The organism is Ruegeria sp. AF5, assembly GCF_056541905.1.
This window is the reverse complement of record NZ_JBQFYZ010000015.1, coordinates 54,458-80,432: the sequence shown is the minus strand read 5'-3', so window position 1 is coordinate 80,432 and position 25,975 is coordinate 54,458. Positions and strand designations below refer to the sequence as shown.

Below are 25,975 nucleotides of genomic sequence, written 5' to 3'. Positions count from 1 at the left end.
ATAAAAGCTCTCACCGACAAGCCGGCCCATATAGCCCGATCGCCACTTGTTCCAGGCGCGCTTCATCATTGCGTTCTCCAAATCCGTGAAACGGTGCGCACGCTCAGATACCCCATATCCCGTCGCGCCTAAAGGACAGATGCAACCCTGCGGCAGACCAACCCATCCCAACATCCAAACACGCTAAATAAGACCTAACCCTCAAACCCGCAACCAATACCAAAAAAACTCAAGCAATCCATAACCGCAATCGAACGGCTTATGTGCTTTGGAACACCATGCCTTTGGTCGAAACCAATACAACTGCCGCAAATGGCCAGTATCCAACACCCAGTTGGTTGCAGAAACAGGCGCTGCAACAATTACAGACGCAAACGTGACTGCTTGGAACAGGAGTTTCGTTTCATTTCACTGCTAAATATGGCAATTCTGCCCTTGCGGGTCCGATCCGCGATTGAGAAACACAAGCAGGTCGCGATCATTCGATGAGAGCTGAGATGACTTCTGAACAAGCCGTCCGCGATGCGGTTCAGACGCATTCGAAGCGTGTCTGGCGGTTTGCGCTGGCATTATCGGGTGCCTCGGATGTAGCCGATGATTTGTTACAGGCCACATGTTTGCGCGCGCTTGAACGACATCATCAGGTGACGTCGCACAACCGTCTGGACAGCTGGTTGATGACAATCTGCCGGTCGATTTGGCTGAATGAGCTGCGTTCGCGGTCGGTTCGGCGCGCGCAGGCGCTGTCGGTGACCCCCGAAGCGGATCTGGTTGCAACGGGACCGGACACGGAAACGAATATTTTTGCGGCTGAAGTGTTTACTCAAGTGATGCAGTTGCCAGAGGCACAGCGCGAAACGGTTATGCTCGTCTTCGTTGAGGGGTACAGTTACCGCGAAGCCGCCGCTTTGTTGGAGGTTCCAATTGGCACGATCATGAGCCGGCTTTCGAATGCCCGGCAGAAACTTAAAACTGTGATGCAGGTTGATGCAGCGGACACCGCGCGACGGAGTGGCAAATGACGTTTTCCGACGAGACGCTATTAGCGTATCTGGAAGGCAGCCTGGATGAGGCTCAGACCCGCGCTATTGATGTTGCGGTTGAAGATGACGCTACGTTGGAACATCGTCTGATGGCGCTGGATCCGATTGCGCCTGTTGTTCGGGATGTTTTTGAGAACCTGCCCGCTGAAGCGCCGAAGGTGGACCTTCCGGAAAAAACGACGCGGCCCGCCAATAACGGGTTTCTGCGTCTTGTTGCGGTGGCTGCCAGCGCGGCGTTTGCAGCCGTCGCCGTAACATTCTGGGCCACCCGGCCAGCAGACTTAAGCTGGGCCCAGCAGGCCGCGATCTATCAATCACTTTACGTGCCGGAAACGATTGCATCGCTGGACAGTTCGGACGCGTCGCTGACCAAACAATTTGCAATGGCCGAAGCCGAGCTGGGACGATCGCTGAATAAGGAAACACTGGAAGCGTTGCCAGGGTTGGAGCTGAAGCGGGCGCAGGTTCTTTCATTCAAAGGCAAGCCCTTGATCCAAGTGGTTTTTGCTGATGATCAGGGTCAACCACTTGCCTTCTGTGTTATTCGCCAAGGACCGAATGCCCCAAGTACCGAAGTCCAACAATCGGTGTTGAGCGGTTTGGCAACTGCAAAATGGGAGCAGGGCGGTTATGGATATATGCTGTTGGGCAGTTCCCCGCATACAGATTTAAGCGCCGAACTGGAAGTGTTGGCCCGTACATTCTCGGGCTGATGGAAAACCCTTGTGAACAGTTGCAAATGCCCGAAGAATGCCGGGTATGACGTCGAAGAAAACCATGCCCCTTCCAGAAGACGAGGTCGATGATCTTGGCCCAGCCAATATCTATGACGGCGATCCGGCAGAAGAGGACGACCCTTGGTTTTTGCCCCCGGACCAGGACGTGGAGGAAGATTTCTTTCTGCCTGGTCCCCGATCAGATCAGCGCCCGTTGTTCGATCCGCGCGATTGGCATTCGGCACAATCAGAATTGTCGGCAGAGCTTGCTGATCTTGCCCTGACCTTTGGCGCTCTGGATGAGCGGCTGCGTTCGGGGCCTGAGGGGTGGACGCACCGTTTGGCACTTATGGAAACGTCCGATCTGGGGTGGTGGACAGGGGATCGGGTCAGCGTAGACCGCCTGGCTTTGTGGGCGGGTCTGAGGATCGGCGCGACCCACGATGACGTGCAGGCGCTGTTTCGGGCAGGTTGGGCCGTGCGCCGTCTGAGCTCAGGCGCAGGCCCGGCTACAGGCGGGTGGGAAAGCGGGTTGACCGCGTTTCTCGACCGTCTGGCTCAGGGCTCTGATGCGACGCCCGAAGCGATCGTTGATCTGGCCGAAGTCATGCAGAATGCTGAAAGGTTGCACCCGGTAACACAATCGGCGATCGCGTTTCATGCTTGGCGAGCTATATCGCAAGGCGTCGGACACGACACCGAGGCGGCAATCATCGCAGCGCGGCACGCGGCTTCGATGGGGCGGGGCGGCGCAATGTTCATGCCACTGGCGTTGTCTGGTCCGGGTGCGTTGCGCGGAACGGGTGGGCCGACGGAAAAGTTAGGGTCTTGGATACAGGGCGCCGGGCAAGCCGTTCTTGCGGCCTTGCTGCACCTCGACCGGATCAGTGCCTGGGAGGGCAAGGCGCGCGACGCGACGCAGGATTTGAGCGGTCGCACCCCCCCGCGTCTGATTGATGCTCTGGCGGCGTGGCCCATGGTCTCGGCCCCACTTGCAGAAGAACTTACCAATTCTTCGCGCGCGGCGGTTCAGCGGAATTTTGACCTGTTCACCCGGAGAGGTCTGGTGCGTGAAGTCACCGGCCAAGGCCGTTACCGGGTCTGGACTGCCGCACTATGATCCGTCAACCACTTGAAGATGCGTGCGGAGGGAAGCACGCTTTCAGCGCCCAACACCGACATAGGTGTCGAACCCTGACTTCAGCGCCGTAGTTTTCGAGTAGATGTTGCGCAGGTCAACCATCCTGGCTGTGTTCATTGACGCCGCAATTTCAGAAAGGTTCAGCGCGCGGAATTCATTCCATTCCGTCAGCAGCACAACAACATCCGCGCCCCGCGCGGCGATATACGGATCGTCGCACCATTCGACGCCCGGCAAAAGCGCTTCTCCTTCAGATTTTCCCTGTGGGTCAACAACGCGCACCTTTGCGCCTCCGCCGATCAGGGCGGGAACGATGGACAGTGATGGCGCGTCGCGCATATCGTCTGTGTTGGGTTTGAACGTGACACCCAGAACTGCCACGGTCTTACCGTTGAAATGATCGTCACATGCGTCACGAATTTTCTCGATCATCCGCTTCTTGATTTCGTCATTAACGCGGATGACGGTCTCGGTGATCTGCATCGGATGCGCGTGGTCCTGCCCGATCCGCGCCAACGCGGCCGTGTCTTTTGGAAAACATGAACCACCGTAGCCGGGTCCCGCATGCAGAAATTTGTTGCCGATCCGCCCGTCAAGGCCGATGCCGCGTGCAACTTCTTTAACATCCGCGCCAACTTTTTCGCACAGTCCTGCGATTTCATTGATGAAGGTGATCTTGGTCGCCAAAAACGCGTTGGCGGCGTATTTAATCATCTCGGCACTTTCCAGATCGGTGGTTAGGATCGGGAAGTCGCGCAGATACAGAGGGCGATATATTTCTGCCATCACTTCGGCTGCGCGGTCGTTTTCCACGCCGACCACGACGCGGTCCGGGCGCATGAAATCGTCGATTGCCGCGCCTTCGCGAAGGAATTCAGGGTTCGAAGCCACGTCGAATTCGGCCTGGGGGTTGGCGGCCTTGACTGTTTCCTGCACTTTTCTGTTTGTTCCGACGGGCACAGTCGATTTCGTGACGATAACGGTATACCCGGTGACAGCCTGAGCGATTTCTTCCGCCGCTGCCATCACATAGGTCAGATCCGCATGGCCGTCTCCACGCCGGGTTGGCGTTCCAACTGCAATAAAGATAGCATCCGCGCCGTCCACTGCGGCTGCAAGATCGGTTGTAAAGCTCAGACGGCCAGCCGCGACGTTTCGTGCCATCAGCACGTCCAGACCCGGTTCATAAATAGGCACCTGTCCGGCTTTGAGCATATCGATCTTCTGCTCAGCCTTATCAACGCAAATCACATCATGACCGAAGTCCGAGAAACACACACCGGACACAAGGCCCACATAACCTGTGCCGATCATTGCAATGCGCATCTGCCAAATCCTTTTTTACCAATTACTATCAACGGCGCGGGCACAATCGAAGAATCCAGAGCCGGTTTCAATGATTTACAGGTATGGCTGTTGAGTTCCCACGTTTTCTTGTTGTTTTTGAGGCAATAAGTGCTGGAAAGGAGTTTCTAAAGTCCGTCGTGCAGCGCAGAAACTGTTGAATCACGGCCATTGTCAGCTGAGAAGATACAATTCTGGGCATGGATCAGTAATAAACAGCCACCAGGCGTGTGGTGTTGCGTCGCTCGCTTTTCGCCCGGAGCAAGGCGTCTGTGGCGGGTCCAATGAAATCGGTGATCGCTAAAGAAATGGGTCGACTACACAAAAAAACCGCCTGAACCACAGTTCAGGCGGCAGCTGTACTCAGAACCAGCGCCCTATGGCGATGACACTTGGTGAAAAAGCGACTGCATCCGAAGTTGAGGAGAGGGCTTTGCAGGTAACTTGAGTGTTTCCGGGCACATCAAACCCGATGAAGCGATTATTAGCTCCAGCGCTGCCACTAACGCTTGGCGCAGAGGAGAATGGCGCTGGGTAGTCCCACGTCATTGCAGCGCTTGCGAATAATGCGCCTTCAGCGGTCGTACATGCGACAGGAAGCAACACGGCGGTGCAAATCATGGTTCCATCAGCAAAACGCGTGAAATCGCCACTGGCATTACTTCCGCGCTCTATGACCGCACCGGTTGGTATACCGCCAACTTCTGATACCGACCCCAGAAGGTTACCCGGCCCATAACCGTAGTCGGCACGCATCAGGCGACCCGAAGTGGTATCCGTCGCATCGCCCTGAACAGCCGCACCAGCCGCTGTTCCGGTCGCGGGGTCAAAAGTCAGAGCTTCGGTCCAGGTACCTCCGTCAGGGGACACTTTGATTGAAAACCCCGTACTTCCGGATAACCCCATTTCAGCGTGACCGGTCCAGTTCGACTGAAACACCAGCGATGCTGTATCGCTGGCACCCGCCTTGTTGATCTTCAGCTGATGCCCGCCGCCCTCATGGCTCAGAAGCGTGGCCGGGCTTCGGACAGACAAGCGATTCGTAGCGTCCGAACTTGTTGCCACCCCAATACCATTCAGGTTCTGAGTATTGACGGGCAAGGGCAGCCAGTCAGACCCATTCCAGAACTTCAGTTCACCAGTGGCCTCGTCCCAGGCACGCCAGCCCGAATATGGGGTCAAGAAATGCCAGGTGTTGTCCAGCCATGCGGCAAGCTCTCCTGCATGTCCGGCCCAGTCCCCGGTAGGGGTGACGCCCAGAGCATAGACATCGCCCTGCTCGGGGGCAACGGGCGGGGTGCTGGCATTGGTTGTCTGCACTGTTAGCTGAACGACCAGATCAAGCTGTCGCAGTGCCTCGTTGTGGGTGACGTGCTTTTGAGCCTGCGAAGGTTGTAGAAAAGGCAGGCGCAATCTGGGTGAGGTCATTGACACGAGGGTCCTCCTGTGGCTGTCGGTCCGAAAGTCGGTTGCGCGCCACTCTGCCGTAAGGCGCGTCAATCCCGTCTGACCTGGCCGACCGCACAGGAAATAATCTGTTAACTTGAGTATCCCCGGGGACAAGCCGACCCGAGTATGGCCTGTGGAGAACTATGTCGCCGCTTAATCCCGGGCATAAATGTCTTCATATCGAATGATGTCATCTTCGCCTAAATAGGTGCCGGTCTGCACTTCGATCAATACCATGGGCACCTTGCCAGGGTTCTCCATCCGGTGCACAGCACCCAGCGGGATATAGACTGACTGGTTTTCACTGACCAACCGTTCCTGATCATCGATTGTGACCTTGGCGGTGCCCTCTACCACAATCCAATGCTCGGACCGATGGTGATGGGACTGCAGGCTGAGCGCTGCGCCCGGATGCACATGGATTCGCTTGACCTGAAATCTGTCACCGATCACGAGGCTCTCAAACCAGCCCCAGGGGCGGTGATCGACCGGAAGCGTATCTGCCTGTTTGGCCCCTTTTGCCTTTAAGGCAGCGACAGCCTGCTTGACGTCCTGGGCTTTATCCATGCTGGCAACCAGCACAGCATCTGGCATCGCAACTGCGATAACGTTCTCAAGCCCCATTGCCACCACTTCCTGCGCTGGCGATTCTGATCGTATCAGAACGTTGCGGCAGTCGATTGTGGTTACTTCCCCATATGTCGCGATGCCGTTTTCATCAGGGTTTGACAATTCTTGAACAGCCGTCCAACTTCCAACATCCGACCAACCTGCGGAATACGAAACCACGCTAAGGTTGGGGGCTTTTTCCATGACCGCATAGTCGATCGAGATGTCATCGACGTCAGCCCAAGCCGAAGGGTCCAATCTCAGGAACCCCAAATCTGACTTTGCGTTGTCGACGGCCTGTTGGACAGGTGCAACAAGGGTGCTTGCGTATTTTTCATATGCTGCAACGATGTCACGTACCGCAAACAAGAAGATGCCGGAATTCCACAGGTAACTGCCATCTTTCACCATCGCCTGCGCGGCTTCCAAATCCGGTTTCTCCACGAACCGATCCAGGCGAACTGCACCCCCGGACGCGTCTGGGGCGTCGTTCAGCTTTAAGTAGCCATACCCGGTTTCGGGTCGAGTGGGCGTGATGCCAAATGTCACCAGATCGCTTCGTTCGGCAATTGCGCGCACGCCTGTGGCGACGGCCTGATGAAAAGCGGCCTTGTTTGGAAGCACATGATCTGAAGGCGCGACCAGCATGATGGCATCCGGATCACGTGAGGCAAGGTACAACGCAGCCGCCAGTACGGCAGGGGCCGTGTTTCGCCCTTCAGGCTCAATCAGAATCGGACCGGGGTCGATCCCAATAGCGGTCAGCTGTTCAGGTACAATAAACCGAAAGGCTTCGTTGGTGAGAACCATTGGTTTGGCATAGGGCGTATGCGAGGGTCCAAGCATCCGGTCGGCACAATCCTGTAACAGACTGGTTTTTCCGACAAGTGGAACGAATTGCTTGGGATAGCTTTTGCGCGACAGGGGCCACAAACGCGTTCCTGAACCACCACACAGGATGACTGGATAGACCGTTCTGTTCATACACGTGCCCCTGAATTGCTGATGACCAACGATATTGTTCAATTCTTTTTTTGTGGAATGGGAGATCCCGTGGCTACTGGGCCGCTTTTCCAGTTGCAACGATGTCATTCAGATATTGGCTCAGATCATCGCGCAGGTCGTCACGGGCAAGGGCAAAGGAAACGGTCGCTTGCAGAAAACCGGATTTTGAACCGCAATCGAAACGCTGCCCGTCGAACTTGTAGCCAAAAACGGGCGCGCCGGATGCGATATCCTCGGCGATTGCATCAGTCAGTTGGATTTCACCGCCGCTTCCGGTTTTCATTGCGTTCAGGTTGTTCAATACGGAAGGTCGAAGAATATAGCGCCCGATAACCGCCAGATTGGATGGCGCTTTTGAGGGTTCGGGTTTTTCGACCATGCTCCTGGCCGGAATGACCGGGCCGATACTGTCGACGACATCCAGAACGCCGTACGAACTGGTCTTTTCTGGTGAAACTTCCATTGTTGCCACCATGTTGCCGCCCGTTTCCTCATAGGCTTCAACCATTTGTTGCAGACATGGTTTATCTGCAGCAATCACATCGTCAGGCAGCATTACAGCAAAGGGTTCATCGCCTATCAAACGGCGTGCACACCATACAGCATGCCCCAACCCCAGGGCTTTGTGTTGGCGGATATAGGCAATCGCGCCGCTTTCCATATTGGTCTTGTTTAGGATATCGAGAAGCTTGTTTTTGCCCTTGGCCATTAACTCCTGTTCGAGGACAAGGTTGTGGTCAAAGTAATCTTCAAGCGCGGATTTCCCGCGAGACGTCACAAAGATGAACTCTTTGATACCAGCGGCGCGCGCTTCATCGATTGCATATTGCACCAGCGGGCGATCCACCAACGTCATGATCTCTTTCGGAACAGATTTGGTTGCCGGCAAAAACCGGGTTCCCATTCCCGCCACTGGAAAAACTGCTTTGGTGACTTTGCGTGTCATGGTGCCTCTCAAAACAAAACTTGGCCGGAAAAGCAGAAAACATCCGGAATGTCCTCTTAGTCTTCAAAACCGCGTCAATCAATCATGCCCGGTGTGCCGGCCGTTATTGACCAAATCGTGCCACCTCGGTCCAGATGAGTCAAAAGCCGACTCCGGTGTTTCCTGTATACAAGGCCTGAACCACAGTTCCCAGAGACCCTTCCGCTATAACTCTGTGCCAAAAATCTGACGACGATTTGTCGTTCACGGAAAGTTGATATGTTTGGAGCGGCGTCGGTTGTCTTGAAAAACTCCCGGACGGAGTCCTGCATATTTTCTTTGGATGGGCATAGCGCCTTGTTATGACGAGTAGTTTAGGACTGCGCGGCCGAAAAGAATTTGGATGGCAGGGACTGTGCAACTGAAATTAACACGGCTCACTTAGTCGCAAGCTGCGTCAAGTAACGTGTCTTATGTACACAAGTATCCCGTCGGCAAACATCCGAGCTTCTTGGAAATACATGATCTGACGCATCTAGTCCGTTTTCGAATGGGCAACAATATGATCGGAATCGCAAAGATTGGTGATAACGGCGGTCTGTTGCGACCGGCGATAAGATGCTCAAGCAAGTCGCGTGGTACCGTTCAACGCATGCTTGGCGCCTTATCGGACCAGTTTCGTTGTCATCGAGGTTTCGGGAAAACAGGTGGGTGCAACACCCTTCGTTTCCTGCCATCTGCCTATGGATCGGCGGGTTTTGAAACCTGGCAAGCCGTCAACGCCTCCAATATCGTACCCCAAGCTTTCCAGCGCGCCCTGCATTTTTGCTATATCAGAACGGTACAAGCCGCCGACCTTGCGCCATTGCCCTTTAAAATCGCCGCTTCCAAACTGGATTCTGTCACCGACGTGGCCGACGAACAAAGCATACAGATCGCTTTTGTTGTATTCCTTCAAAACGTAAAAATTCGGAGTGACCAGAAAAGCAGGACCAAATCGTCCTGCCGGCATCATCAGGTAACCTGCCCCCTTCAACTCGTGGGCTGGAAAAGGTTTGCCCGAGACCCGGTTTATGCCCATCGCTTCCCATTGCTGGATTGACTGCCCTTGATCAGGTCCTTCCAATGCACATGAAACGGTTGCTGGCACAGACACTTCGAAACCCCAGTCACGCCCGGCGATCCAGCCGTGCTGTTTCAGGTAGTTGCCAATCGATGTGATTGTATCATCGGATGACCCCCAGATATCGACCTGTCCGTCGCCGTTGCCATCTGCGGCGTAAGCCAAATAGCTTGATGGCATGAATTGGGGTTGTCCTAACGCGCCCGCCCAACTGCTTTTCAATTGCCGGGCTGGCAGAGGTCCTGCTTCCGCGATTTGCAGAGCCGCGATAAGCTCGGCCGTGAAGTAGTCCGCGCGCGTGCTCATGAATGCCTTGGTCGACAAAACCCTGAACGCATCATGGCGGATCGGCACCTGCCCATAGCCGCTTTCTCTGCCCCAGATTGCCAGAATGATACGAGCAGGAACGCCCGTTTGACGTTCGACTTTGGCAAGAATCGCAGAGTGTTGCCTCGCCATCCTGCGCCCGATAGACGTTGCGCCCTGAATTGACCCCGGATTGAAATACCGGCTGGGCGATCCAAACTCGGCTTGTTTTTGCGCCTTGGGCGTTTTGCGTTTATGTCCGGGGGGAACCAGATCAGGCAGGTCCCAGTTCAGAGTAACACCAGAAAACGCCTGTTGCAGTGTGTTGCGCGAAACACCTTTGGCCTGCGCCTGCGGCCAGATCGTCTCCAACAACCACGACTGAAACTGGCGTTCAATTGCTGCACGATCCTGTGCCAGTGCGGTCTGGGACAGAATGATCAATCCTAGAGTGAACAGCAAAATACGCATTGACGATTTATCTGTCCCGACTGGCCTTGCAAGTCAACGGGAAGATGCCGCGCGACCCGTCGCCGTTTACACCCAAAGTTGAAAGAAAATTGAGGATGGCAATCCCCGGTTCGGAAAAACTCTTGAGAAAATTCACCCGCTTGCCGATAGTTGGATGGGATTGAGATGAGGAGAGGACAGTCAGCTGTGGCACAAGTCATTTCGTCCAATCCATCCTTGCTCAGGCTTGTCGTTGTGCTCCTGTTGATCGTTTCGGCGCAACCAGCTTTGGCCAGCGACAGCTTTATGGACCCGGAAGGCCCAATAGCGGCAGTTCAGAAAACGCATTTGCTTCGGGCGACCGTATTGATCCTGCTGGCCGTTATCCCGGTATTGGTGCTGGTCCCGATAATAGCGTTTCGGTATCGCCGCCGGAGCAACCGCATTGCGCCCTACGCGCCGGATTGGGATTTCTCGGCAAAGCTGGAATTTGTAATGTGGGGTGTGCCTGTCATAATCGTGGCCTTGCTGTCTTTTTACCTTTGGAAGGCGACGCATCGGCTTGACCCGTATTCGGCACCGTTTGGTGAAGATCCGGCGCTGCGGGTTCAGGTTGTCGGTCTGGATTGGAAGTGGCTGTTTCTGTACCCCGATCTTGGGGTCGCCACTGTAGGAGAGTTCGGAATTCCGACAAAGCGGCAAGTTGCATTGACGCTGACAACCGATACCGTGATGCAGTCGTTTATGATACCCGCGCTGGCCGGACAGATTTATGCGATGCCGGGCATGACCACCCAGTTACATCTTGTCGCGGATGCGCCGGAAGTGATGCAGGGTGAAAACACTCAGTACAACGGACGGGGCTTTACCAAGCAGAAGTTCCGCACCATCGCAATGAGTGATGAGGATTTCGACGCTTGGGTCGAAAAAGTGCGTAACAACAGCATCCAACTAGATGTGGCAACGTATCGGAAACTGGCCATGCGGACCGACAGGGATGAAGTTCAGGCCGCTTTGGGAACATCTCGGATGCCGGATGATGCGCTCTACTTCACAATAAAAGACGATCTGTTCCGGAATATCCTGAGCCGCTACCACAGCGGTCAGCCGCTGCCCATCGATCTACAGCCTGGAACTGCATCATTTGGGCAGGAGGCGCAAAAATGACGCCGACCGAGACAGGTTTCTTCGGGCGTCTGAGTTGGGACGCTTTTCCGATTGCCGGGTTGATCCAGAACCCAAATACTAATGAGATTGTGGCCAATACAGCCGCAGCTGTTGTGATTATTGGCGTTGTTGTTGTCGTAGGATTGCTGAGCTGGTTTCGTCTGTGGACACCCCTGTGGCGCGATTGGCTGACCAGCGTCGATCACAAAAAGATCGGTATCATGTATATCGTCTTTGCCATCGTGATGCTGGCGCGCGGTGTGCTTGAAGGCGTTGTCATGCGCGCGCAGCAGGCTTCCGGGCCCGGCGACGGTTTCCTCGAAGCCGAACATTTTGCCGAGCTTTTCAGCACTCACGGCACAATCATGGTCTTCTTTGTTGCCGTTCCCTTTGTCTTTGGTGTTGCGAATTACATTGTCCCGCTGATGATCGGCGCGCGCGATGTGGCGTTCCCGCGACTAAACCAGATTGGTCTGGGCCTTACGGTTTCGTCAGGCATGATGCTGATGGTGTCGCTGGTGATTGGAGAGTTTTCGACCGGCGGCTGGACAGCCTATCCACCGTATACCGGCGCAGCGTTCAATCCCGGTGTTGGACCGGATTACTGGATCTGGGCCATCGTTGTTTCGGGCATTGGCACCTCGCTGACGGGTATCAATTTTGCCGTTACGATCTACAAGTTGCGCGCGCCGGGCATGACGTTCATGCGGCTGCCGATGTATTGCTGGACAATCATTTGCAGTTCGATCCTGATCGTCTTTGCTATGCCGCCTTTGGGTGTCGCCGCGCTGATGCTTGCCGCTGATCGCTATCTTGATTTCCACTTTTTCACAAACGACCTCGGTGGCAACATGATGAACTATGCCAATCTGTTTTGGTTGTTCGGCCACCCCGAGGTTTACCTGCTGGTTTTGCCTGCTTATGGCATCTATTCCGAGGTGTTTGCGACCTTCTCGGCCAAACGGCTTTATGGCTACAACTCGCTTGTCATCGCGACCATGTCGATCGCAGTGTTGTCGTTCACAGTCTGGCTGCACCACTTTTTCACCATGGGTCAAAGCGCGCTGATCAACGCGGTGTTTGGCATTGCGACCATGCTGATTGCCATCCCAACCGGCGTGAAAGTCTATGACTGGATGGCGACGTTGTGGCGGGGACGCATTCGGTTCTCGGTGCCGATGCTCTATGGGTTGTCATTTTTGATGCTGTTTGCCATCGGTGGGTTGAGCGGTGTGATCCTGGCAAATCCAACCGTAGATTATCAGGTTCACAATACGCTGTTTTTGGTGGCTCACTTCCACAACGCGTTATTGCCTGGCGTGTTGTTCGGATTGTTGGCGGCATACAATTACTGGTTCCCCAAGGCCTTTGGATTCCGACTGAACGAATTCTGGGGCCGGGTTTCTGTCTTTTGCTGGACCGGGGGGTTTTTGCTGACATTCATGCCGCTCTATTTCGTCGGGCTGTTGGGCATGCCACGCCGCTCTTTCAGCTATAGCGATCCGTCTTTCCACCCTTTCATGATCGTGGCCATCATCGGAGCGATAGTTATTACCTGTGGATTGTTCTCGGTCCTGATCCAGCTATGGGTCAGCATTCGTGACCGCGACCAAACCCGCGTTCCTGTTGGGGATCCCTGGGATGGTCGCACATTGGAATGGACTATCCCTTCACCGCCTCCCGCGTACAACTTTGCGATCATCCCCAAGGTTACGGATCGGGATGAATTCACGGCACAGAAGGCAAAAGGAACGGCCTATCCTACACCAGACGCTTATGAAGATATCGAACTGCCCCGAAACACGGGAATTGGCTTTGTCCTGTGTGTTCTCAGCGGCATATGGATGTTTGCGCTGGTTTGGTGGATCTGGTGGCTTGCGGCGACAATGACGGTTTTGATTATCCTTGCGGTGATCATCTGGACATTTGATGACAGTACAGAACTCACCATCCCCGCGGAAGAGGTGCGAAGGGATCACGAAGCCTGGTTGGCGTTGGTCCACAGCGAAGCGGCGATTGATCGCGACTCTGAAACTTCTTCGGAAAACCGCGGCCTTGCCCGCCCGGATCTGGAGGTGGCGACATGAAGCGCGGGCCGACACACAGCTATCCCGGTATCAATCTGGGAGAACATCACGCCAGTGCCCACAAGGCGACCGAGGTTGTCACCTTTGGGTTCTGGGTCTTCTTGATGAGCGACCTGGTTTATTTCGGCCTGATGTTTGCGATTTACATAACGATGATCGATGCGCAGGCAGGTGGTCCCGGCCCGCACGAGTTGTTTGATCTGAAAAGTGTTTTTGCGCAAACCCTGATACTGCTGACCAGCAGCCTGACAGTGGGTCTTGCCATGCTGGCGCTGAAGTACAATCTGCCGCGCGGTCGCATTGTCTTGTGGTTTGGCGTCACTCTTGCGCTGGGGCTTGGTTTTCTGGTGCTGGAAGTGCGTGACTTCATGGCCATGGCGGAAAAAGGCGGCGTTCCGCAGCGCAGCGGTTTTCTGTCAGCCTTTTTTGGGTTGGTCCCGCTTCATGGTCTGCACGTTGCGACTGGATGCCTTTGGCTGATCGTTTTGGGTATCCAGCTACGCGTCAAGGGCATGACGGATGTGGTTATCTCGCGCGTGGTGCGGCTGGCGTTGTTCTGGCATTTTCTCGATCTGATCTGGATTGGGATCATTACCATCGTGTATTTCGGAGGTCTGACCTATGGATAAGCGCTCTGATATGCATCGTCGCGAGCGTCGGCGCTATGTGATCGGGTATGGTGGCTCGCTTTTGCTGACCTTAGCGATGTTTGGCGTAGCGCAGGTTTATGGGATTGAAACGGTTGGTGTTTACCTGACCATCGGGTTGCTTGGATTGGCGCAGCTTGTGTTGCAGCTTGTCTACTTCCTGCATATCGACCGTCGGCGCAGCAGCCGCGAAGATTTGCACCTGGTGCTGTTTTCGACACTGGTTCTGATGATAATGATCCTTGGCACCGTCTGGGTTCTTGGCAATTTGGCCACCCGAATGCACATGCACTTGATGTAGTGCCTATTTGAGACAAGCGGAGTAGCGGGTCGAGATTTGGCTTTCGGCAGGACCACCAATAGCGGAAAAGCCTCAGTACGTAGTCCGCATTTGATAACCCTGATGAAAGGTCATTCGTACGAAAGTGACTGGGGTATTGCGAAACCACGTTGTCCGCTCCAACTGGAACAAAGGTGTTCCGGGCGGAACAGAAAGAAAGTCCTGAAGCGGACCGGTTGCCGGAACAGCTGAGAATGCAATTTCCGCGTTCGAAAAAGGAACCTCGGCCAGCAACCATTCGTTTGGACCGGTGGTCAGAAAGTCTTCATCCATGACGTGCGGTACCGCGGCTGTATTGATCCATCGTTCCTCGTACTGGAAGGGGCGATTGTCTGCATGGTGCATACAGCGCAAATGCAGAATTTGCGTACCCTCGGGCAGCCCGAGTTTGGCTTGTAGCCATGCCGGGCAATCAATAAGTGTACGGCTGACCAACGCATACCGGTATTCTGCATTCATATCTTCAATGGTTTGACGGACTACCGCAATCGGCAATCTGGCCTGTTTGACCGGTGTTGTAACCACACGTGTGCCGCCTTTGCGTTTGCGTGTTACAATGCCCTGATCAGAAAGTTCACGCAGAGCTCGATTGACAGTCGCGCGGGCGCAGCCGAACTCGGCGGCAAGCTCCAGTTCGGTGGGCAGCAGGCTGCCTTGCGGCCAAATTCTGGTCTGGATGCGATTTAGAACTTCATCGCGGATATCCTGGAAGCCGACGTTTTTTTGCTCGTTCACATTGTGCTCACTATATTTTCGAACTTATTCATATTATGTCTAGGTTAACGGTGAGATGCAAAGAATTTGACCCAGAACCTTATCAGATTGCAGGATTGCGCGGTTACGCCATGGGCCAATGGTGGCGGGGTAACAACCGAACTTGCCGCGAAGCGGGTCGGTAAACATGTCGTCTGGCGTATCAGTGTGGCCCGGATCGATCAGGATGGGCCATTTTCCCGATTTCCGGGGATGTCGCGCGTACACACGATCATCGAAGGGACCGGGCTTGATTTGCTCGGTGATAGTGGTGTTTTACCAGCGCGGCCATTCCTGCCGGTTTCGTTCGACGGGGCGCTCGCGCTGAATGCGCGGCTGTTGGGCGGGCCGTGTCGTGCATTCAATGTGATCTACGATTCAAAGGTCGTTGTTGTGGTGAACGTTTTTGCAAATGATCAGGAATTTGAAGCGACAGCGGGCGAGTTTGTCTTTGTCGCCTCGGGAATGGCCCACATGTCAGACAACACGCCGCTGGTTGCCGGAGACGCAATGACGCTGAACGCCACTGTTACGGTCAGTCCGGCTGCAGGCGCTAAGATCCTTCGCGTGTGTTTCAATAAGATCCCTAGCTAAAGCTCAGCCAGAAGCTCACTTATTGCCCCTTTGTAGTTACGCGTGACCTTGTCCCGCAGGACGTGATGTCCGTTTTGAACCTGGTGTCTGCCTGCGGACCAAAGATCAGTTACGACATTATCTTTGGCGGCAAAGACTAGACCATCCAGCAGTTGGTGAGGTTGTAGTGCGCAAAGGGCAGGGGCCTGACTGTCGATGGCGACGAGATCGGCCAGCATTCCTTCGGTAATTTGCCCCGCGTTGCGGCCTAGCGCCTGCGCACCGCCAATAGCTGCGCCGCGATAAAGGGTTTGTCCTGCCGAGCCTTCGCCAACCACCAGCACGTTACGTGACAGGTCGCGCAGTCGTTGCGAGTATTCGAGTGTGCGGAGCTCTTCGGTCATGGAAATCAACACGTTGGAGTCCGATCCCACGCCAAAAGCGCCGCCTGCATTCAGATAGACAGGGCCGTTGAAAGGCCCGTCGCCCAGGTTGGCTTCTGTCACCGGGCACAGACCGGCAACCGCTTTGCTGCGGGCCATTGCGCAAGTCTCTTCGTCGGTCATATGGGTTGCGTGGATCAGGCACCAGTTGGACTCAACCGGGGCATTATCCAGCAGCCATTCGACCGGACGCGCGCCAAGGCCAGCCTGCACTTCCTCAACCTCTCTGGGTTGTTCGGCAATGTGAATATGGATTGGACCGGAACTTTGTGATGCCACCACCTGCGCCAGATCGCGCGGACAGGTGGCGCGTAGGGAATGTGGCGCGATGCCGACGCGACAGTCGTCAGGAAGATTGCCGAGCGCACCCCGCGCCTGCGCGACAAGTTCGCAAAAACGGTCCACATCATTGCCAAAGCGTCGCTGCCCCGCCTCCAGTGGTTTTTCCCCAACTCCTGCATAGCTGTAGAGCACGGGCAGATGGGTCAGGCCAATTCCGGTCTCAGCAGCAGCGGCCATGATCCGGTCGCTGAGTTCGCAAAGCCTGTCATAGGGTTGCCCGTTCGGTTGGTGGTGCAGATAATGGAATTCCCCGACCGAGGCGTACCCGGCCTCCTGCATCTCGACATAGACTTGCGCAGCGATGGCCTGAATGTGTTCGGGGTTCAGGCGGGCTGTGAAGCGATACATCAGATCACGCCAAGTCCAGAAACTGTCACGGCCAGCCTGCCGATATTCGGTCATTCCCGCCATGGCACGCTGAAAGGCATGGCTGTGAAGGTTGGCCAAAGCGGGCAGTAGAGTGTCAACGCAGGTGTCGCCGAGTTGCGCGACCGCGTCGGGTGTCAGACGGGCAATACGACCATTTTTGATCTCGAGTCGTAGATTCTCTGCCCAGCCGGCTGCCAGATAGGCCCGTTTTGCGAAAATGACCGTCATCCCTACCTCCGGTTTTATGAATAGACATATGACATAAAGACCTGTACCAGAAAAGAGAGAATTGCACCGAAGAGGGATTCGAATGCAAACCCACGATCAACTGTTCACAGATCTGCACGCTGCCACCATGGTTGGTGCGAATGCATACGGATTGATCGAAGATGCTGCGATTGCCGTGCGTGGGGGCCAGCTTGCATGGGTCGGTCCGAAGACGCAGTTGCCGGAAGAATACGCGACGTTCTCTCAAACCTCGCTGGACGGGCGGCTGGTGACGCCGGCTCTGATCGATTGCCATACCCATGTAGTGCATGGCGGCCACCGCGCGGCTGAGTTTGAGATGCGCCTTAACGGTGCCAGCTATGAAGAGGTGGCCCGCGCGGGTGGTGGGATTATTTCGACCGTGAAAGCCACGCGTGCGGCCAGTAAAGAGGATTTGATTGCGCAGGCCCTGCCGCGCGTGGACGCGATGATCGCCGAAGGGGTCTCGGTGATCGAGGTCAAATCGGGCTATGGGCTTGATCGTGAAACTGAGCTGACCATGCTGCGCGCCGCGCGGGCCCTGCAGGAAAGCCGCCCGGTGCGCATTATAACTAGCTTTCTGGGCGCTCATGCTGTGCCCGCCGAGTATAAAGACCGGCCCGAGGCGTACATTGCAGAGATATGCATTCCGACCCTCCGCGCGGCTCATGCCGAGGGTTTGGTTGATGCAGTGGACGCATTTTGCGAAGGGATTGCCTTCCTGCCCGACCAACTGGTGCCACTGTTTGACGTTGCCAAGGAACTAGGACTGCCGGTCAAATTGCATGCCGAACAACTGTCCAACCTGGGTGGTGCGAAACTTGCTGCAAGCTTTGGTGCGCTGTCTGCCGACCATATCGAGTATCTGGACGAAAGCGGTGTCAAAGCCATGGAAGTGGCAGGCACGGTGGCCGTGATACTGCCCGGGGCTTTCTACACCCTGCGCGAGACGCAACAACCGCCAATTGATTTGCTACGCAAGTACGACGTGCCAATGGCCCTTGCGACCGACTGCAATCCGGGCTCGGCTCCGATGACATCACTTTTGCTTGCGATGAACATGGGATGCACCTTGTTTCGAATGACCCCCGAGGAAGCGTTGAAAGGTGTCACTGTGAATGCCGCGCGTGCACTGGGCCTGAGAGACTGCGGCAGGATCGTTCAGGGCCTGCGGGCGGATCTGGCTGTCTGGAATGTCACTCACCCGGCCGAGCTTGCCTACCGCATCGGTTTTAATCCCCTTCACGCCCGCATATTCGGAGGCGCATTTTGACCACTCTGACGTTAACTCCCGGCGCTGTCTCTCTGGCGCAGCTGGAACAGGTATTCCGCCAGGAATGCGCCGTTCGGCTGGACCCGGATTGCAGGCCTGCGATAGCCGCGGCACACGCTCGCATCATTGAGGCGGCGACTGGCGAAGCCGCCGTTTACGGGGTCAATACGGGCTTTGGAAAACTGGCAAGCGTCAAGATCGCGGCCGAGGATACCGCGACGCTGCAACGCAACCTGATCCTGTCCCATTGCTGTGGCGTCGGACCAGCGATCCCGCGTGCTGTTGCGCGGCTCATGATGGCACTCAAACTGCTCAGCCTCGGACGTGGCGCGTCGGGTGTGCGGCTGGAACTGATTGACCTGCTGGAAGCGATGCTTGGCGCAGGGGTGACACCGGTAATCCCGGCACAGGGGTCTGTTGGTGCTTCGGGCGATCTGGCACCGCTGTCGCACATGGCAGCCGTCATGATGGGCGAGGGTGAGGCCGAGTTTGGCGGCACCCTCATGTCTGGCGGCGACGCGCTGGCAGCGGCAGGTTTGACCCCGGTCGAACTTGGCCCCAAGGAAGGTCTGGCGCTGATCAACGGCACTCAGTTTTCGACGGCGTTTGCGCTGGAGGGGCTTTTCGGCGCTTGGCGGGCGGCGCAAAGCGCTTTGGTCACTTCAGCCCTGACAACTGATGCGATTATGGGGTCTACCGCGCCTTTGCAGCCCGAAATTCACGCCTTGCGTGGTCACCGGGGCCAGATCGAAGCGGGCGCAACCATGCGCGCGCTACTGGCTGGGTCGGTCATTCGCGAAAGCCATCGGGACGGTGATACGCGGGTTCAGGACCCGTACTGCATCCGCTGCCAGCCGCAGGTTGTTGGTGCCGCGATGGATGTGCTGCGTCAGGCTTCGGTGACACTGGAAACCGAAGCCAACGCCGCCACCGATAACCCTCTGGTTCTGGCCGAGGCCGGGTTGATCGTATCAGGCGGAAACTTTCATGCAGAACCGGTCGGGTTTGCCGCCGACATGATTGCTCTGGCAGTGGCCGAGATCGGGGCGATTGCGCAGCGACGCATCGCGCTGATCGTCGATCCGGTGCTCAGCTTTGATTTGCCTCCGTTTTTGACACCCAACCCCGGTTTGAACTCTGGCCTGATGATTGCCGAAGTCACGACAGCCGCACTGATGAGCGAAAACAAGCATCTGGCCAATCCTTGCGTCACGGATTCAACACCGACTTCGGCCAATCAGGAAGATCACGTGTCAATGGCCGCCCATGGCGCACGGCGGCTGGGGCAAATGGTGACCAATCTGGAACGTATCCTGGGGGTCGAGTTGCTGTGCGCAACGCAAGGGGTTGAATATCGCGCGCCGCTGCCAACCAGTGAAAGCCTTCAAGGTGTCATGGCGCGTCTGCGTTCTGTTGTACCGGCGTTGGAAGATGACAGGTACATGGCAAATGACATCGAAGCAGCCTCGGCCCTTATTGCAAGCGGTGAGATTTCCGATGGCGCTGGTGTCGCCATGCCGGAGCTTGGCGCATGACTGATCCAGTCGAAGTAGTTCAGGGCGATAGTCCAATTGTTTTGGGGCTGCCTCACACGGGCACCTATGTGCCTGCGGCGATTGATGCCAAACTGAATGCACAGGGTCGGGCGCTGGCAGATACGGATTGGCACATCCACATGCTTTACGACGGGCTTTTGCCCGGTGCTACCACGGTCCGGGCCACCTTTCATCGCTATGTGATCGACGCCAACCGTGACCCGAGCGGTACTTCCCTTTACCCTGGCCAGAACACGACGACCCTGGTGCCGCTGACGGATTTCGACGGGCAGGACATCTGGGACATCCCTCCAACTGAAAAAGATATCATTGAACGGCGTGACGCATTTCATGCGCCATATCACGCCGCTTTGCTGGCCGAACTGGAGAGGGTGAAGGCGATCCATGGCATCGCTGTGCTGTATGATTGCCACTCAATCCGCAGCCGCATTCCTTTTCTGTTCGACGGCGTATTGCCCGACATGAACATTGGCACAAATAACGGGATGACCTGTGCATTGGAAATCGAAACAATTGCACATGAGTTCGCCGCTTCATCCCCTTACAGCACCGTTTTGAACGGGCGCTTCAAAGGTGGGTGGACGACACGCCACTACGGACATCCGGATAACAGTATTCACGCGATCCAGATGGAGCTGGCGCAGTCGACCTACCTGACCTCAGAAATGCCGCCCTGGACTTTTGACACCGCCAAAGCCAACCGTCTCCGCCGTTGGTTGAAAGACATTCTAGACGCCCTCAATGACACAGCATTGGAGCTTGCCCGATGACCGATCCTCGCAAAAACACCCGTGACATCTTTCCGCCCACCGGACCTGAACTGAACGCCAAAAGCTGGATGACCGAGGCGCCATTGCGGATGATGATGAACAACCTGCATCCGGACGTGGCCGAAAACCCGCATGAGCTGGTGGTCTATGGCGGGATTGGCCGCGCGGCGCGGACGTGGAAGGATTTTGACACCATCGTTGCCAGCCTGAAGGATCTGGAAGAGGATGAAACGCTGATCGTCCAGTCCGGCAAGCCGGTTGCCATTGTTCGCACCCATAGCGATGCCCCCCGCGTATTGATCGCAAACTCGAACCTTGTGCCGCACTGGGCCAATTGGAACCACTTCAACGAGCTCGATAAGAAAGGTCTGATGATGTACGGCCAGATGACCGCTGGCTCGTGGATCTATATCGGTACACAGGGCATCGTGCAGGGCACTTATGAAACTTTTGCCGAGGCCGGGCGTCAGCACTACGACGGCGACCTGACAGGTAAGTGGATCCTGACCGGGGGACTGGGTGGAATGGGCGGCGCGCAGCCTTTGGCCGCTGTCTTTGCAGGGGCTTGTTGTCTGGCCGTGGAATGCAACCCGGACAGCATCGACTTTCGCTTGCGTACAAAATACCTGGACGAAAAAGCCGAGACGCTGGACGAAGCGCTGGCAATGATTGATCGCTGGACCAAGGCGGGCGAAGCGAAATCCGTTGGTTTGTTGGGAAACGCTGCTGAAATCTTCCCGGAAATTTACGCTCGGATGCAAGCTGGCGGGATGCGCCCGGATATTGTCACGGATCAGACCAGTGCCCACGATCCGGTAAACGGCTACCTGCCGCTTGGTTGGACCATGGCGCAATGGAAAGACAAGCGCGAAAGTGACCCGAAGGCGGTCGAAAAGGCTGCACGTGCTTCGATGAAGCAACACGTCGCTGCAATGGTGGACTTCTGGAACGCGGGCGTGCCGACGTTGGATTACGGCAACAACATCCGACAGGTGGCTCAGGATGAGGGGTTGGAGAACGCTTTTGCCTTCCCCGGCTTCGTACCCGCCTATATTCGCCCGCTGTTTTGTCGGGGTATCGGACCCTTCCGCTGGTGCGCGTTGTCCGGTGACCCTGAAGATATCTACAAGACAGACGCCAAGATGAAGGAACTGTTCCCCGACAATACCCATCTGCACAACTGGTTGGACATGGCGCAGGAGCGTATTGCGTTTCAGGGCCTGCCGGCGCGGATCTGTTGGATTGGGCTAGGAGATCGCCACAAGGCCGGGCTGGCGTTCAACGAGATGGTTAGAAACGGCGAATTGAAAGCTCCGGTCGTCATCGGCCGAGACCATCTTGACAGTGGTTCTGTCGCCTCACCTAACCGCGAGACCGAGGCGATGAAGGACGGTTCGGACGCTGTTTCGGACTGGCCGCTGCTGAACGCGCTTGTCAATACGGCATCGGGTGCAACGTGGGTTTCGCTGCATCACGGCGGCGGAGTTGGCATGGGGTTCAGTCAGCATGCAGGCGTCGTCATCTGCGCAGACGGAACCGATGCCGCCGCCAAGCGATTGGAGAGGGTGCTCTGGAATGACCCCGCGTCGGGGGTTTGGCGTCACGCGGACGCCGGGTACGAGGACGCGAAAGCCTGCGCTCGTGAACATGGGCTGCGATTGCCGGGCATTTTGGGCTGATTACCACGCCAACCTTTGTTTTGTCGGTTTGCCTTAGCGCTAACGTCACATTTTCCGGTTTCGAACCGGTGCTGTTTCGGCTAGGGCTAAGCCGTTCAACAACCCCGTGGGGTTGAAGGCAACTGACAAAGGTGGCTACCCGTTGCTCGATATTGCACATGTCCGCTCGGTGATTTCGGACGTTTATGACCTTGCCCCATCGGCCACTCTGGCCAATGAGATGAAAGAAACGTTTGCCCGCATGGATCGCGTGGTCAGCCCACCAGATTGGGCAATCTACGCGCCTTACGTGCGAGCCATCAATACGCTCAAGAAAGAGCGTAATGCCGTGATCCTTGGGCACAATTACATGACGCCCGAGATTTTTCACGGTGTGTCCGATTTCGTTGGGGACAGTTTGCAGCTTGCGATCAAGGCCAGTGAAGTCGAAGAAGATGTGATCGTTCAGGCCGGTGTTCATTTCATGGCCGAGACATCGAAAATCCTCAGCCCTCAGAAGACTGTGCTGATGCCCGACATGGAAGCCGGTTGTTCATTGGCAGAATCGATCACCGCTGAGGGAATCGATGAAATGCGCGCCAAATACCCCGGCGCGCCGGTTGTGTCCTATGTAAACACCACTGCCGAGGTCAAAGCAGCTTCGGATATCTGCTGCACCTCTTCGAACGCGCTTCAGATCGTCAACGCCATGGAAAGTGATACGGTCATCATGACGCCGGATCAGTACCTGGCGCAAAATGTTGCCAATCAAAGCCACAAGAACGTGGTGTATTGGCCCGGCTCTTGCATTGTGCACGAACAATATACGGCACAGGACCTGCGCGACTTCCGCGAATGGAACCCGGGAACACGGCTGATCGCGCATCCTGAATGCCCGCCGGATGTGGTGGCCGAGGCAGACTATTCCGGCTCGACCAGCGGCATCATCAAATACGTGCATGATGAAAAGCCGAAAAAGGCGATGCTGATCACCGAGTGTTCGATGGCATCCAACATTGCCGATGAATTGCCCGAGGTCGAATTTGTAGGGCCATGCAACATGTGCCCGTATATGAAGAAAATCACGCTTGAAAAGATCCTCTTCGCCCTGCACACGATGGAAGGGCAGGTCGAGGTCGCCGAAGATGTGGCTGAAAAGGCGCGAAAATCCGTTCAGGCGATGATTGATCTGTCCCGCAAGCTCGGCATTTGATCTGAAATGACCAAAGTCACCACGGATCGCGTCATTATTGTGGGGGCTGGCATCGGCGCGCTTTATGCAGCATTGAAGCTCGCGCCGCGGCCAGTGGTTGTAATCTCACCCGATGTTTTGGGCGAAGGTGCAAGTTCCTCATGGGCGCAAGGCGGTGTGGCCGCGGCAATGGATTTGTCGGATAGCCCGGAAAGCCACAGCCTGGACACCGTCAAGGCTGGCGCGGGAATAGTCGTTCCGGCCGTTGCCGATCTGGTCACGCGCGAGGCTCGGCAATATATCCTTGACCTGACGATATTGGGCACACCATTCGATCGCACCAAGGATGGCAGTTACGTGTTGTCACGCGAAGCGGCGCATAGCTTCGCCCGTGTCGTACGGGTGAAGGGGGATCAGGCAGGTAGTGAAATCATGGCTGCCCTGATCGAACGGGTGCATGAAACACCCTCGGTTCAAGTGTTGGAAGGTGTCCTTGCCACGGCGCTGGACGTATCAAACGGTCGGGTGACAGGTGTCACGGTTCAGGACGCATCAGAAACAGGGTCCGAGCCCGTTACGATCTGCGGGCCTGCCGTATTGCTTGCCGGGGGTGGCTCTGGCGGGTTGTATGCCTTGACGACCAATCCGGCACGCATTCGCGGGCAGGTCATCGGGATGGCCGCACGTGCTGGTGCGCTTATTGCTGACGCCGAATTCGTTCAGTTTCATCCGACGGCAATGGATGTTGGTGAAGATCCGGCTCCGCTGGCAACCGAGGCGTTGCGCGGCGAAGGGGCAACGCTGATCAACAATAAGGGTGACCGGTTCATGTTATCCGTTCACCCGGACGCAGAACTCGCCCCGCGAGACGTCGTTGCGCGTGCAATTTTTGCCGAAGTGCAGGCGGGTAACCGACCCATGCTGGACACCCGTACCGCATTAGGCTCGAAGATAACGGACCTGTTCCCGGCAGTTGCCGAATACTGCGCGCGCAATGGTATCGACCCGGTCAACGAACCGATTCCGGTCGCACCGGCAGCGCATTATCACATGGGTGGTATTGCCACCGACACTGACGGTCGCGCGACACTTGACGGGCTTTGGGTCTGCGGCGAGGCATCTTCGACCGGCCTTCACGGCGCCAACCGGCTGGCCTCGAACGGGCTGCTTGAGGCGCTTGTCTTTGCGCGCATCTGCGCCGAAAGCATCGGGGCATCCGTTCCGGTGGTGTCAAATGCCGACCCCGTTACATTGCAGTTTGTCCATGTGGTGACTCCAGACACGACAAGGGCTATCCAGGAGTTGCGCGAAACCATGACGCGCGACGTTGGTGTTGTCCGGGACCGGACGGGCCTAATCCGTGCTCTGCAAACTATTGCGCATTTGGAGGCGCAGCACGATGCCTGCCCGTCATTTTGCAACATGTGTGCCACCGCGACCCTGATCGCTGCTGCTGCTTTGTACCGTGAAGAAAGCCGCGGTGCACACAAGCGATCCGATTTTCCAAAAGCCAATGATGGGCCCGGAGAGCGGTCCCGGATGTATTTGTCCGAAGCAATGAGCATTCGGGCCAAAGCCTGCGAGGAAGTGTCATGACATATGCGATCCTGCCAGATCTGATCCTGGAACCCATGGTCCGCGCTGCGCTGATGGAGGATCTGGGAAGCTACGGTGATGTGACAACTCGCGCGGTTATTCCGCAGGAAACAACCTATACAGCCAGACTGAACGCGCGCGAAAACGCCGTCGTGTCGGGGATGCAGGTCGCCGCAATCGCGTTCCGGCTTGTGGACCCGTCGCTTGAGGTTGACGTGCGGATCAACGATGGTTCGCGTTGCGCACGCGGTGATACACTGATGACCATCAAGGGCTCTGCCGCATCGATCCTGTCCGGCGAACGTGTCGCTCTGAACTTTGCCGGGCGCCTGACGGGTATTGCCACAAAGACAGCCGCATTTGTGGAGCAGACCAACGGCACTACGGCCCGCATGACCTGCACGCGCAAAACCACGCCAGGCCTGCGCATCGTGGAAAAACAGGCCGTGCTGCACGGTGGCGGTTTCAACCACCGCTATTCCTTATCAGATGCGATCCTGATCAAGGACAACCACATTGCTGCGGCAGGCGGTATCCGTCAGGTTCTTGAAGCCGCCAAGGCGCAGGCCAGTCACATGATGGCGGTCGAGATTGAAGTTGATCGACTGGACCAGCTTGCCGAAGTGCTGGACGTTGGCGGTGCTTCAGTGGTTTTGCTGGACAACATGGACAATGACATGCTGCGAGAAGCGGTTGCCATGGTGGGCGGGCGGTTGAAGACCGAAGCCAGCGGCAATGTGACGTTGGAACGGGTCGCATCAATTGCGGCGACAGGGGTGGATTACATCTCGTCCGGTGCCTTGACGCATTCCGCCCGCACCGTCGATCTGGGGCTCGATTTCTGAAGGCGCG

At 56.3% G+C, this 25,975-nt stretch carries 22 protein-coding genes; 15 read left to right on the top strand and 7 right to left on the bottom strand.

Going from position 1 to position 25,975, the window contains the following annotated elements; translation table 11 throughout:
* Window positions 1–497 precede the first annotated feature (497 nt).
* From ACR0DS_RS16850 to ACR0DS_RS16840, 3 genes are read left to right on the top strand one after another with little or no spacing between them, the layout of a single operon-like run.
* Entirely contained in the window at window positions 498–1,022 is a 525-nt protein-coding gene (locus tag ACR0DS_RS16850) for an RNA polymerase sigma factor (RefSeq protein WP_245220757.1), read from the top strand.
* Complete coding sequence (locus ACR0DS_RS16845; protein ID WP_480560199.1) at window positions 1,019–1,756, top strand: hypothetical protein; 738 nt, start codon at window positions 1,019–1,021, stop codon at window positions 1,754–1,756. Before ACR0DS_RS16850 ends, ACR0DS_RS16845 begins: the two co-directional genes overlap by 4 nt.
* 46 nt (window positions 1,757–1,802) lie before the next feature.
* Window positions 1,803–2,879 carry a helix-turn-helix domain-containing protein gene (locus tag ACR0DS_RS16840; RefSeq protein WP_480616866.1) on the top strand — a complete coding sequence of 359 codons (1,077 nt, stop codon included), beginning with the start codon at window positions 1,803–1,805 and terminating at the stop codon, window positions 2,877–2,879.
* A gap of 42 nt (window positions 2,880–2,921) precedes the next feature.
* Here ACR0DS_RS16840 and ACR0DS_RS16835 read toward each other — a convergent pair whose 3' ends face one another.
* The 5 genes from ACR0DS_RS16835 to ACR0DS_RS16815 all read right to left on the bottom strand — a co-directional run bounded on the left by ACR0DS_RS16835 (window position 2,922) and on the right by ACR0DS_RS16815 (window position 10,132).
* Entirely contained in the window at window positions 2,922–4,226 is a 1,305-nt protein-coding gene (locus ACR0DS_RS16835) for a UDP-glucose dehydrogenase family protein (RefSeq protein WP_480560202.1), read from the bottom strand.
* Window positions 4,227–4,607: 381 nt separating this feature from the next.
* Window positions 4,608–5,672, bottom strand: a complete 1,065-nt coding sequence (locus ACR0DS_RS16830; RefSeq protein ID WP_480560204.1) for a DUF2793 domain-containing protein — start codon at window positions 5,670–5,672, stop codon at window positions 4,608–4,610.
* A 174-nt stretch (window positions 5,673–5,846) separates the two neighbouring features.
* Entirely contained in the window at window positions 5,847–7,286 is a 1,440-nt protein-coding gene (locus tag ACR0DS_RS16825; RefSeq protein WP_480539078.1) for a mannose-1-phosphate guanylyltransferase/mannose-6-phosphate isomerase, read from the bottom strand.
* A gap of 73 nt (window positions 7,287–7,359) precedes the next feature.
* Window positions 7,360–8,253, bottom strand: coding sequence for a UTP--glucose-1-phosphate uridylyltransferase GalU (gene galU / locus ACR0DS_RS16820; RefSeq protein WP_480560206.1), 894 nt, complete (start codon window positions 8,251–8,253; stop codon window positions 7,360–7,362).
* 643 nt (window positions 8,254–8,896) lie between these two features.
* Window positions 8,897–10,132: a lytic murein transglycosylase gene (locus ACR0DS_RS16815; protein WP_480560208.1), complete on the bottom strand. Its 1,236-nt coding sequence runs from the start codon at window positions 10,130–10,132 to the stop codon at window positions 8,897–8,899.
* 186 nt (window positions 10,133–10,318) lie between these two features.
* On the opposite strand from ACR0DS_RS16815, the gene ACR0DS_RS16810 reads away from it, so the two are divergent.
* The 4 genes from ACR0DS_RS16810 to ACR0DS_RS16795 are packed head-to-tail and all read left to right on the top strand — an operon-like array spanning window position 10,319 to window position 14,313.
* Window positions 10,319–11,278 carry a cytochrome ubiquinol oxidase subunit II gene (locus ACR0DS_RS16810; protein WP_480483627.1) on the top strand — a complete coding sequence of 320 codons (960 nt, stop codon included), beginning with the start codon at window positions 10,319–10,321 and terminating at the stop codon, window positions 11,276–11,278.
* Window positions 11,275–13,365, top strand: a complete 2,091-nt coding sequence (locus tag ACR0DS_RS16805) for a cbb3-type cytochrome c oxidase subunit I (RefSeq protein WP_480560210.1) — start codon at window positions 11,275–11,277, stop codon at window positions 13,363–13,365. Before ACR0DS_RS16810 ends, ACR0DS_RS16805 begins: the two co-directional genes overlap by 4 nt.
* Entirely contained in the window at window positions 13,362–13,994 is a 633-nt protein-coding gene (locus ACR0DS_RS16800; protein WP_480560212.1) for a cytochrome c oxidase subunit 3, read from the top strand. The genes ACR0DS_RS16805 and ACR0DS_RS16800 overlap by 4 nt, the downstream gene beginning before the upstream one ends.
* Window positions 13,987–14,313, top strand: coding sequence for a cytochrome o ubiquinol oxidase subunit IV (locus ACR0DS_RS16795; RefSeq protein WP_480560214.1), 327 nt, complete (start codon window positions 13,987–13,989; stop codon window positions 14,311–14,313). Before ACR0DS_RS16800 ends, ACR0DS_RS16795 begins: the two co-directional genes overlap by 8 nt.
* Window positions 14,314–14,385: 72 nt before the next feature.
* Here ACR0DS_RS16795 and ACR0DS_RS16790 read toward each other — a convergent pair whose 3' ends face one another.
* Entirely contained in the window at window positions 14,386–15,087 is a 702-nt protein-coding gene (locus ACR0DS_RS16790) for a GntR family transcriptional regulator (RefSeq protein ID WP_480483631.1), read from the bottom strand.
* A gap of 66 nt (window positions 15,088–15,153) precedes the next feature.
* Here ACR0DS_RS16790 and ACR0DS_RS16785 point away from each other — a divergent pair, with 66 nt between their 5' ends.
* Window positions 15,154–15,699 (top strand): HutD/Ves family protein, encoded by a 546-nt coding sequence (locus tag ACR0DS_RS16785; RefSeq protein WP_480560216.1) that lies wholly within the window; start codon window positions 15,154–15,156, stop codon window positions 15,697–15,699.
* Here the strand turns inward: ACR0DS_RS16785 and ACR0DS_RS16780 are convergent.
* Window positions 15,696–17,060 (bottom strand): formimidoylglutamate deiminase, encoded by a 1,365-nt coding sequence (locus ACR0DS_RS16780; RefSeq protein WP_480487351.1) that lies wholly within the window; start codon window positions 17,058–17,060, stop codon window positions 15,696–15,698. The two genes, ACR0DS_RS16785 and ACR0DS_RS16780, sit on opposite strands and share 4 nt — an antisense overlap.
* An 82-nt stretch (window positions 17,061–17,142) precedes the next feature.
* On the opposite strand from ACR0DS_RS16780, the gene hutI reads away from it, so the two are divergent.
* The 7 genes from hutI to nadC all read left to right on the top strand — a co-directional run bounded on the left by hutI (window position 17,143) and on the right by nadC (window position 25,968).
* Window positions 17,143–18,351, top strand: coding sequence for an imidazolonepropionase (gene hutI / locus ACR0DS_RS16775; protein WP_480560218.1), 1,209 nt, complete (start codon window positions 17,143–17,145; stop codon window positions 18,349–18,351).
* A complete protein-coding gene (gene hutH / locus ACR0DS_RS16770; protein ID WP_480560220.1) occupies window positions 18,348–19,886 on the top strand; it encodes a histidine ammonia-lyase in 1,539 nt (512 codons plus the stop codon). The genes hutI and hutH overlap by 4 nt, the downstream gene beginning before the upstream one ends.
* A complete protein-coding gene (gene hutG, locus ACR0DS_RS16765; protein WP_480483636.1) occupies window positions 19,883–20,677 on the top strand; it encodes an N-formylglutamate deformylase in 795 nt (264 codons plus the stop codon). The genes hutH and hutG overlap by 4 nt, the downstream gene beginning before the upstream one ends.
* Window positions 20,674–22,356: a urocanate hydratase gene (hutU, locus tag ACR0DS_RS16760; protein WP_480507026.1), complete on the top strand. Its 1,683-nt coding sequence runs from the start codon at window positions 20,674–20,676 to the stop codon at window positions 22,354–22,356. Before hutG ends, hutU begins: the two co-directional genes overlap by 4 nt.
* A 142-nt stretch (window positions 22,357–22,498) precedes the next feature.
* Window positions 22,499–23,548, top strand: a complete 1,050-nt coding sequence (gene nadA / locus ACR0DS_RS16755) for a quinolinate synthase NadA (RefSeq protein WP_480483638.1) — start codon at window positions 22,499–22,501, stop codon at window positions 23,546–23,548.
* A gap of 6 nt (window positions 23,549–23,554) precedes the next feature.
* Window positions 23,555–25,123 (top strand): L-aspartate oxidase, encoded by a 1,569-nt coding sequence (locus ACR0DS_RS16750; protein ID WP_480560222.1) that lies wholly within the window; start codon window positions 23,555–23,557, stop codon window positions 25,121–25,123.
* Window positions 25,120–25,968 (top strand): carboxylating nicotinate-nucleotide diphosphorylase, encoded by an 849-nt coding sequence (gene nadC / locus ACR0DS_RS16745; RefSeq protein ID WP_480483640.1) that lies wholly within the window; start codon window positions 25,120–25,122, stop codon window positions 25,966–25,968. The genes ACR0DS_RS16750 and nadC overlap by 4 nt, the downstream gene beginning before the upstream one ends.
* Window positions 25,969–25,975 lie beyond the last annotated feature (7 nt).